This window comes from Rhodococcus sp. ENV425, from assembly GCF_002887785.1.
Classification (GTDB): Bacteria; Actinomycetota; Actinomycetes; order Mycobacteriales; family Mycobacteriaceae; genus Rhodococcus; species Rhodococcus aetherivorans.
This window is the reverse complement of sequence record NZ_PCZU01000249.1, coordinates 3864-12809: the sequence shown is the minus strand read 5'-3', so window position 1 is coordinate 12809 and position 8946 is coordinate 3864. Positions and strand designations below refer to the sequence as shown.

Here is an 8946-nt window from a genome sequence, read left to right as displayed (position 1 = left end):
CGCGGCCCGGTGCCGGGTCAGACGCGGTAGTCGCCGAACTGGGTTTCCTCGCGGTGGGTATCGGGCGTCCGGCCGGCCAGCGCCAGGGCGTCGAGCGCCACGAACACGACGAGGACGAACAGGAGGACGGTCATGGTCTCAGCCTGGTCCCCGGCCCGACCCGCCGACAGCGGCAGAAACGACACGTATCGTCGATTTCCGGCCAACCTGGTGGCAGACTGGGCGGCATGCTGACGACGGTGGTCGTGCCGCTGCTGCCCCGCACCGAGGCCTTCGAACTCGGCGTCGCCTGCGAGGTGTTCGGCTTCGACCGATCCGACGACGGGCTGCCCGTGTACGACTTCAGCCTCGTCGCGGGCAGCCCCCGCCCGGTCACCACCCGGTTCGGGTACACGATCGACGTCCCCTACGATCTCGATCGCCTCGACGACGCGGATCTGATCGTGATTCCCGCCGGCGGCACCGGAATCGCCGACCTGGACGAGTCGTTCGTGTGCGGCGTCGCCGACGAGATCGCCGACCTGCAGCCGCTGTTCGCCAAGCTGCGGGCGGCGGTGGACCGTGGCACGCGGGTCGCGAGCCTGTGCACGGGAGCGTTCGTGCTGGGCGCCGCCGGCCTGCTCGACGATCGCCGCTGCACCACCCACTGGCGCCACGCCCCGCGGCTGGCCGAACGCTTCCCGGCCGCGAAGGTCGATCCGGACGTGCTCTACGTCGACGACGACCCGGTGTTCACCAGTGCCGGCACCGCCGCCGGAATCGACCTGTGCCTGCACATCGTCCGCAAGGAACAGGGCTCCGACGTGGCCAACGGCATCGCGCGCCGGATGGTGGTCCCGCCGCACCGCGACGGCGGGCAGGCCCAGTACGTCGCCATGCCGCTGCCCACGGCACCCGCCGAGACACTCGCACCCCTGCTCGACTGGATGGCCGAGCACCTCGACGAGGATCTGCCCGTGGCGGCGCTCGCCGCGAAGGCGCACATGTCCGCGCGGACCTTCGCGCGGCGGTTCCTGGCCGAGACCGGGACGACGCCCGCCCGCTGGCTGCGCGATCAACGGGTCCTCGCGGCCCAACGGTTGCTCGAGACCACCGACCTGCCCGTCGACGTCATCGCCGACCGCGTCGGCTTCGGGACGGCCGCGGTCCTGCGGCAGCACTTCCTGCGCCTGCGCCGCACCACCCCGCACAGCTACCGTCGCACCTTCCGCACCGAACCCGCCCGCGTGCGGTGACCCACCGGGTGCCCACGGACGCGCTCGGAGCCGGCGCAGCAGGTATCGACGGGGGTATGGACGGGCAGAACGGGTACCCGCGGGAAGAAACGGTCGCGACACGACGTTGACGCGATCAGTACCCGACCGAAAGGATCCCCGTGGCCACCCAGACTCTCACGCAGCAGAACTTCGACGACATCATCACCGGTAACGACGTGGTTCTCGTCGACTTCTGGGCATCGTGGTGCGGGCCGTGCCGCTCCTTCGCCCCCACCTTCGAGTCGTCGTCGGAAAAGCATCCGGATGTCGTGCACGCCAAGGTGGACACCGAGGCCGAACAGGGCATCGCGGCGGCGGCGAACATCCGGTCCATCCCGACGATCATGGCGTTCCGCGAAGGCGTCCTCGTGTTCAACCAGGCCGGCGCCCTGCCCCCGGCCGCGCTCGAGGACCTCGTGACCCAGGTCAAGGCCCTCGACATGGACGAGGTGCGCCGCCAGATCGCCGAACAGAACCAGAAGCAGGGCTGAGCGACCCCGGGTGCGCACGTCCCGCCGCGACAGGGCGACGGGACGTGCGCACCGCCGTGTCGGGGTCAGTGCGCGGCGGCGTCCCAGCTGCGCCCGAAGCCGACCGAGACGTCCAGCGGAACCGACAGGTCGATGACCGAGGCCATCTTGTCCCGCACCAGCTGCTGCACCTGTTCGCGCTCGTCGGCGGTCACCTCGAGCACCAGTTCGTCGTGCACCTGCAGGAGCATGCGCGAGCGCAACCCGGCCCCGCGCAGCGCCGCCTGCACGTCGATCATCGCGACCTTGATGATGTCGGCGGCGGTGCCCTGGATCGGGGCGTTGAGCGCGGCCCGCTCGGCGACCTCCCGGCGCTGACGGTTGTCGCTGTTCAGATCCGGCAGGTAGCGCCTGCGGCCGTAGAGGGTGGAGGTGTAGCCGTCCTTGCGGGCCTGCTCGACGACGGCGTGCAGGTAGTCGCGCACGCCGCCGAAGCGGTTGAAGTAGGCCTCCATCTGTTCGCGGGCCTCTTCGGTGGAGATCTTCAGCTGCTGCGCCAGCCCGTACGCGCTGAGCCCGTAGGCCAGCCCGTACGACATCGCCTTGACCCGTCGCCGCAGCTCCGGAGTGACCTCCTCGATCGGCACCCCGAACGCCCGGGAACCGACGAAGCTGTGCAGGTCCTCGCCGGTGTTGAACGCCTCGATCAGGCCCTCGTCGCCGGAGAGGTGCGCCATGATCCGCATCTCGATCTGGCTGTAGTCCGCGGTGAGCAACAGGTCGTAGCCGGGGCCGACGACGAACGCGTCGCGGATGTGCCGGCCCGCCTCCGTGCGCACCGGGATGTTCTGCAGGTTCGGCTCGGTCGAGGACAACCGGCCGGTGGCGGCCACGGTCTGGTTGAAGGTGGTGTGGATCCGGCCGTCGTCGGCGATGGACTTGACCAGGCCGTCGACCGTGGTCTTCATCTTCATCGCTTCCCGGTGCGCGAGCAGGTGCTCGAGGAACGGGTGCCCGGTCTGCTCGAACAGATTCTGCAGCGCCTCGGCGTCGGTGGTGTAGCCGGTCTTGGTCTTCTTCGTCTTCGGCATCCCCAGCTCGTCGAACAACACCACCTGCAGTTGCTTCGGTGAGCCGAGGTTGATCTGCTTGCCGATCACGTCGTAGGCGGCCGACGCCGCGGCGGCGACGTCCGCGGCGAAGCCGGACTGCAGGTCGTCCAACCGTCCGGCCTCGACCGCGATTCCGGTCGTCTCGAGGTCGGCGAGCACACCCAGCAGGGGCAGTTCCATGTCGGTCAGCAGGGCGGTGGACTCGATCCCCTCGAGCTCGGTGTCCAGGGCCGCGGCGAGGTCCACCACCGCCCGGGCCCGCAGAATCGCCGCCTCCGCGGCCTTCGCGTCGGCGGCGTCGGCGTCGTCGAGCAGCGAGAGCTGCTGCTCCCCCGACTCCTCCACCCGAAGCTCCCGCTTGAGGTAGCGCAGGGACAGGTCGTCGAGGTTGAAGGTGCGCTGACCGGGACGCACGAGGTAGGCGGCGAGGGCGGTGTCGCTGGTGACCCCGGCCAGCGTCCACCCGCGGCCCCGCAGTGCGTGCAGGGCCGCCTTCGCCTCGTGCAGCGCCTTGGGCACGGCCGCGTCGGCCAGCCAGGCGGCGAGCGCCGCCTCGTCCTCGGGCGTGAGGGTGGTGGTGCTCACGTACGCGCCCTCACCGTCGGCCGCGGCGATCGCCACGGCCGTGGCGTCGCCGCCGTACGGGATGCAGGAACCGAGCACCGCCATGCCGTGCCGCACGCCCGGCACGGCGTGCGCGGCGAGCCATCCGGCGAGCGTGCCCGGCTCGAGCACGCCGCCGCGCACCTCGAAGCCCTCCTCGGCCTCCGGCTCGACCGAGCTGAGGGTCGCGAACAGCCGGTCGCGCAGCACCTTGAACTCGAGGTCGTCGAACAGCCGGTGGATGCGGTCACGGTCCCAGGGGGTCAGGGCCAGCTGATCGGGGGTGTAGGGCAGGGCCATGTCCCGCACCATCTCGGTGAGCTGACGGTTGAGCAGCACGCTGGACAGGTGTGCGCGCAGGGCGTCACCGGTCTTCCCGCGGACCTCGTCGACGCGGTCGACGAGCTCGGTGAGGCTGCCGAACTCGCGGATCCATTTGGCGGCGGTCTTCTCCCCCACCCCCGGGATCGAGGGCAGGTTGTCGCTCGGATCCCCGCGCAGCGCCGCGAAGTCGGGGTACTGCTGCGGGGTCAGGCCGTACTTCTCCTCCACCGCCCCGGGCGTGAACCGGGTCAGGTCCGACACCCCGCGCCGAGGATAGAGGACGGTCACGTCGTCGGTGACCAACTGCAGCGAGTCCCGGTCGCCGGTGACGACGAGCACCCGGTACCCCTGGGCGGCGGCCTGCGTGGCCAGGGTCGCGATGATGTCGTCGGCCTCGTAGCCGGGCTCGGCCATCACCGGGATGCCCAGCGCCTCGAGCACGTCCTTGGTGATGTCGACCTGACCGCGGAACTCGTCGGGCGCCGAGCTGCGATTGGCCTTGTACTCGGGGTACGCCGCCGCCCGGAATGTGTCGCGGTTGACGTCGAAGGCCGCGGCGACGTGGGTGGGCTGCTCGTCGCGCAGCAGGTTGATGAGCATGGAGGTGAACCCGTACACCGCGTTGGTGGTCTGGCCGCTGTGGGTCTTGAAGTTCTCCGCCGGCAGGGCGTAGAACGCGCGGAACGCCAGGGAATGCCCGTCGAGCAGCAACAGGGTCGGTCGGTCGCCGGCGGTGGCGGCGGCGGGCGCGGAGGAGGTGGATGCACGAGTCACGGTTCCTCAGTCTAGGGACCGGCTCGGACAACCCGGGCCCCTCCGCGACCGTGCGCTCGGCGCGGCACCCGAAACAGAACAGATACGCGGCGGAAATCGCAGAGCCCCGTGGAAAGCGGTTGCAGCCGCTAAAGTCCGGTTCCACGACGCCGGTCCCCCGGCGCCGCGCTCGACGACCCGACGTGATCCGGAGGACCTGCGTGGCCCCATCCGTGCCGCTCCGGGGGCGACCACCGATACCTCGGCTTGCCCCGACGCTCCTGCTCCTGCTCGTCGCACTCTCGCTCGCCGGTGTCGGAGCCGGGGCGGCCTCCGCGCAGGAACCCACCCCACCCCCGGCGCCGACCACCACCGCGCCGCAGCCGAGCGAGGAGGTGCGGGTCAGTGGCAGTCTCAACAACGCCGGGCAGCGCCTCGGCGGGGTCACGGTCCGGGCCCGCGACGCCGCGGGCGCCGAGGTCGCCCGGGCCACCTCGGCGCCCGACGGGCGCTGGCAGATGACCGTACCCCCCGGCACCTACACGTTCGAGGTGGACGAGCAGTCCCTTCCCGAGGGGGTGAGCGTGCAGGCCGCCGTGCAGCGCGACGTCGCCGCCGGCCGGGCGAACACGGTCATCTTCTCGTTCGGCGAGTCGCGGTCCGGGTTCGCCACCTCGGGGTGGGAGACGCTGATCCGCACCGTCGTCGACGGACTGCGGTTCGGCCTCGTGATCGCGATCGCCGGGGTCGGGCTGAGCCTGATCTTCGGAACCACCGGTCTGACGAACTTCGCGCACGGCGAGCTCGTGACCCTCGGCGCGGTGGCCGCGTGGATCTTCAACGTCAGCCTGGGTATCCAGTTGATCCCCGCGACGCTGCTCGCGATCGTGGTGGGCATCGTCATCGGCCTGCTCAACAACGGGCTGATCTGGGCGCCCCTGCGGCGCCGGCGCACCGGCCTCATCGCACAGCTGGTCGTGTCCATCGGCCTGGCGATCTCGCTGCGCTACCTGATCCTCGCGCTGTTCTCCGACCGGGCCGAGGCGTTCGCCGACTATCAGGGCCAGCGCCAGCTGGAATGGGGTCCGATCGCGATCACCCCGGTGAACCTGGCCTGCATCGTGGTCAGCCTCGTCGTGCTGGTCGGGGTGGCCCTGCTCATCCAGCGCACCCGCATCGGCAAGGCGATGCGGGCGGTGGCCGACAACCGGGATCTGGCGGCCGCCTCCGGCATCGACGTCGAACGCGTCGTCCGGTTCGTGTGGGCCCTCGGCGGTGGGCTGGCCGCCCTGGGCGGCGTGCTCTTCGGCCTGTCCGAGCTCGGGGGCCGCGTGCAGTGGGAGATGGGCTTCAAGCTGCTGCTGCTGATGTTCGCCGGGATCACCCTCGGCGGCCTCGGCACCGCGTACGGGGCGTTGCTCGGCTGCGTCATCGTGGGCCTGCTGGTGCAGTTGTCGACGCTGGTCATCAACCCCGACCTGAAGTACATCGGCGGCCTGCTCGTGCTGATCCTCATCCTCGTCGTCCGGCCCCAGGGCATCCTGGGCAGCCGGGCAAGGGTCGGGTGACCGCCGTGGACATCGCTGCCGTTCTCCAGGTTTCCTTCGCCCAGTTGATCGGGCCGTCGGCGATCTTCTACGCGCTGCTGGCCATCGGGCTGAACCTGCACTTCGGGTACGCCGGACTGCTCAACTTCGGCCAGATCGGGTTCGCCCTGCTCGGCGGGTACGGCGTCGGGATCATGACCGTCACCTACGACCAGCCGCTGTGGCTCGGCATCCTCGTGGGCCTGGCCGCCTCGGCCCTGCTGGCCCTGGTGCTGGGCATCCCCACGCTGCGGCTGCGCGCCGACTACCTCGCCATCGTCACCATCGCCGCCTCCGAGATCCTGCGGCTGGTGTTCCGGTCCACCGCCTCGGATCCGGTGACCGGCTCGACGAACGGCCTGTTCGGGTTCGCCGGGCCGTTCACGCAGCTCAGCCCGTTCGACTCCGGGCGGCAGTACTCGCTGCTCGGGATGCGGTTCTACGGCGACGACCTGTGGGCGATGGTCGTGGGCTGGACCCTGGTGCTGCTGCTGTGCGGGCTGGTGTATCTGCTCAGCCACAGCCCGTGGGGCCGGGTCCTCAAGGCCGTCCGCGAGGACGAGGACGCCGCCCGATCGCTCGGCAAGAACGTGTTCGTGTACAAGATGCAGGCGCTGGTGCTCGGCGGCATGATCGGCGGGCTCGGCGGCGTCTTCAACGCGCTGCAGACCAAGTCGATCAACCCCGACTTCTACTCCACCGCGCAGACGTTCTTCGCCTTCGGCGCCCTGATCCTCGGTGGCGCCGCCACCGTGTTCGGTCCCGTGCTCGGCGCGATGCTGTTCTGGTTCCTGCTCACCGTTCCCGATGCCCTGCTACGCCAGTCCATCTCGGGCCCGGACCCGCTGCTGGCCCTGTCCGAGCAGCAGGTCGGGGCGATGCGCTACATCCTCCTCGGTGTGCTCATCGCAGTCATGATGGTGTTCCGGCCCCAGGGCATCCTCGGCAACAAGCGGGAGGTGCAGCTCGATGCCTGACGCGACCCTCTCCGCGGCGCAGCGCTCCGCGCTGTTCGACTCCGTGGCACGCGAGCCCGGCGCGGCCAAACCGGATCCGATCCTCGTGGTGGACGGGCTCTCCCGCACCTTCGGCGGCCTCAGAGCGGTCGACGTGGCGCACCTCGAGATTCAGCGGGGGTGCATCACCGGGCTGATCGGGCCGAACGGCGCAGGCAAGACCACGCTGTTCAACCTGCTCACCGGCTTCGACCGCCCCGACACGGGGACCTGGAGCATGGACGGAATGCCGCTCGGCGGCCTGCACCCGCACCAGCTGGCGCGCCGCGGGATCGTGCGGACGTTCCAGCTGACCAAGGCGCTGTCGAAGATGACGGTGCTCGACAACGTGCGGCTCGGCGCGACGGGCCAGCGCGGGGAACGGATGCTCGGTGCGCTGCTGCCGTGGATGTGGCACCGGCAGGAACGCGCCGTCACCGAGCGGGCTCGCGAACTGCTGGCGCGGTTCGCCCTGGACGCGAAGGCCGACGACCTGGCCGGCTCCCTGTCCGGCGGGCAGCGCAAGCTCCTCGAGATGGCGCGGGCCCTGATGACCGAGCCGACGGTGGTGATGCTCGACGAGCCGATGGCCGGGGTCAATCCCGCGCTGACGCAGAGCCTCCTCGGGCACATCAAGGCCCTGCGCGACGACGGGATGACCGTGGTGTTCGTCGAACACGACATGGACGTCATCCGCGACATCTCCGACTGGGTGGTGGTGATGGCCCAGGGCTCGGTGATCGCCGAGGCCCCGCCGGACCAGCTGTCCTCGAGTCCGGCCGTCGTCGACGCCTACCTGGGCAGCCACCACGACCAGGCGCTCGAGTTCGACGACGAGGGCAACCCCGTCGGCGCCACGGCCGCGCTCGCCGTGGCGATCGAGGAGGCCGAGGCCCACACCCTCGAGTCCGGCGGCGACCTGTCCGAACCGAGCGCCACCGTCCTCGCCGACATGCCCGGCGCGGCCGGGCAGCCCGAGACCGGTACCGAGCCTCCGACGCAGGAGAAGCCGTGAGCGAGACGCCCTCCCCCAGCCCGGCGCAGATGACCGCGGCCGAGCGCGCGGCCACTCCCGAGGAGCACGCCCGTCTCGCCGAGGGGGCGCTGGTGCGCGCCGACGACATCGTCGCCGGGTACTTCCCCGGTGTCGACATCCTGCGCGGCTGCAACTTCTTCCTCCGCGACGGCGAGATCGTCGGCATCATCGGACCCAACGGCGCCGGCAAGTCGACCCTGCTCAAGGCGCTGTTCGGGTTGATCCCGGTGCGCCGCGGCACGGTGACGCTGCGCGGCGACGACATCACCGCCGCGCCCGCGCACGTACTGGTGCGCAAGGGCCTCGGCTACGTGCCGCAGACCCGTAACGTGTTCCCGTCACTGACCATCGAGGAGAACCTCGAGATGGGAATCTACTTGCGGCCCAAGAAGTTCGAGGAACGTTTCGCGTTCGTCGCGGAGCTGTTCCCGCTCCTCGGTGAGCGCCGCAAGGTCAAGGCCGGTGCCCTGTCCGGCGGTGAGCGGCAGATGGTGGCGATGGGCCGGGCGCTGATGATGGATCCGTCCGTGCTGCTGCTCGACGAGCCGTCGGCGGGCCTGTCGCCGATGTTCCAGGACGAGGTGTTCATCCGCTGCAAGAAGATCAACGCCGCGGGGGTGTCGATCATCATGGTCGAGCAGAACGCGCGACGGTGCCTGCAGATCTGCGACCGCGGCTACGTGCTCGACCAGGGCCGCAACGCGTACACCGACACCGGGCCGAATCTCATGCACGACCCGAAGGTCGTCGAGCTGTACCTCGGGACGCTCGCGGGCAGCCAGGAGAAGAAGCGCAGCTGACGGGTGGACGA

At 70.4% G+C, this 8946-nt stretch carries 7 protein-coding genes; 6 read left to right on the top strand and 1 reads right to left on the bottom strand.

Annotated features, from left to right (window positions below):
- The first annotated feature begins 227 nt into the window (after nucleotides 1-227).
- Both CQZ88_RS21700 and trxA read left to right on the top strand, forming a co-directional pair.
- Nucleotides 228-1235 (top strand): GlxA family transcriptional regulator, encoded by a 1008-nt coding sequence (locus CQZ88_RS21700; protein WP_102800296.1) that lies wholly within the window; start codon nucleotides 228-230, stop codon nucleotides 1233-1235.
- Nucleotides 1236-1375: 140 nt separating this feature from the next.
- Nucleotides 1376-1747, top strand: coding sequence for a thioredoxin (gene trxA, locus CQZ88_RS21695; protein ID WP_006941139.1), 372 nt, complete (start codon nucleotides 1376-1378; stop codon nucleotides 1745-1747).
- 65 nt (nucleotides 1748-1812) lie between these two features.
- On the opposite strand, the gene polA is transcribed toward trxA, so the two are convergent.
- Complete coding sequence (gene polA / locus CQZ88_RS21690) at nucleotides 1813-4539, bottom strand: DNA polymerase I (RefSeq protein WP_065922518.1); 2727 nt, start codon at nucleotides 4537-4539, stop codon at nucleotides 1813-1815.
- Between the two features lie 260 nt (nucleotides 4540-4799).
- Between polA and CQZ88_RS21685 the strand changes: the two genes are divergently transcribed.
- Genes CQZ88_RS21685 through CQZ88_RS21670 form a run of 4 tightly spaced genes read left to right on the top strand, consistent with a single transcriptional unit; the run spans nucleotide 4800 to nucleotide 8935 of the window.
- Nucleotides 4800-6086 carry a branched-chain amino acid ABC transporter permease gene (locus CQZ88_RS21685; protein ID WP_102800302.1) on the top strand — a complete coding sequence of 429 codons (1287 nt, stop codon included), beginning with the start codon at nucleotides 4800-4802 and terminating at the stop codon, nucleotides 6084-6086.
- A 5-nt stretch (nucleotides 6087-6091) separates the two neighbouring features.
- Nucleotides 6092-7081, top strand: coding sequence for a branched-chain amino acid ABC transporter permease (locus CQZ88_RS21680; protein WP_029544009.1), 990 nt, complete (start codon nucleotides 6092-6094; stop codon nucleotides 7079-7081).
- On the top strand, nucleotides 7074-8114 hold the full coding sequence (locus CQZ88_RS21675; RefSeq protein ID WP_065922517.1) for an ABC transporter ATP-binding protein: 1041 nt from the start codon (nucleotides 7074-7076) through the stop codon (nucleotides 8112-8114). Before CQZ88_RS21680 ends, CQZ88_RS21675 begins: the two co-directional genes overlap by 8 nt.
- 29 nt (nucleotides 8115-8143) lie before the next feature.
- The gene (locus tag CQZ88_RS21670) at nucleotides 8144-8935 is read left to right on the top strand and encodes an ABC transporter ATP-binding protein (protein ID WP_037201731.1); all 792 of its coding nucleotides are present in this window, start codon (nucleotides 8144-8146) and stop codon (nucleotides 8933-8935) included.
- The last annotated feature ends 11 nt before the right edge of the window (nucleotides 8936-8946 follow it).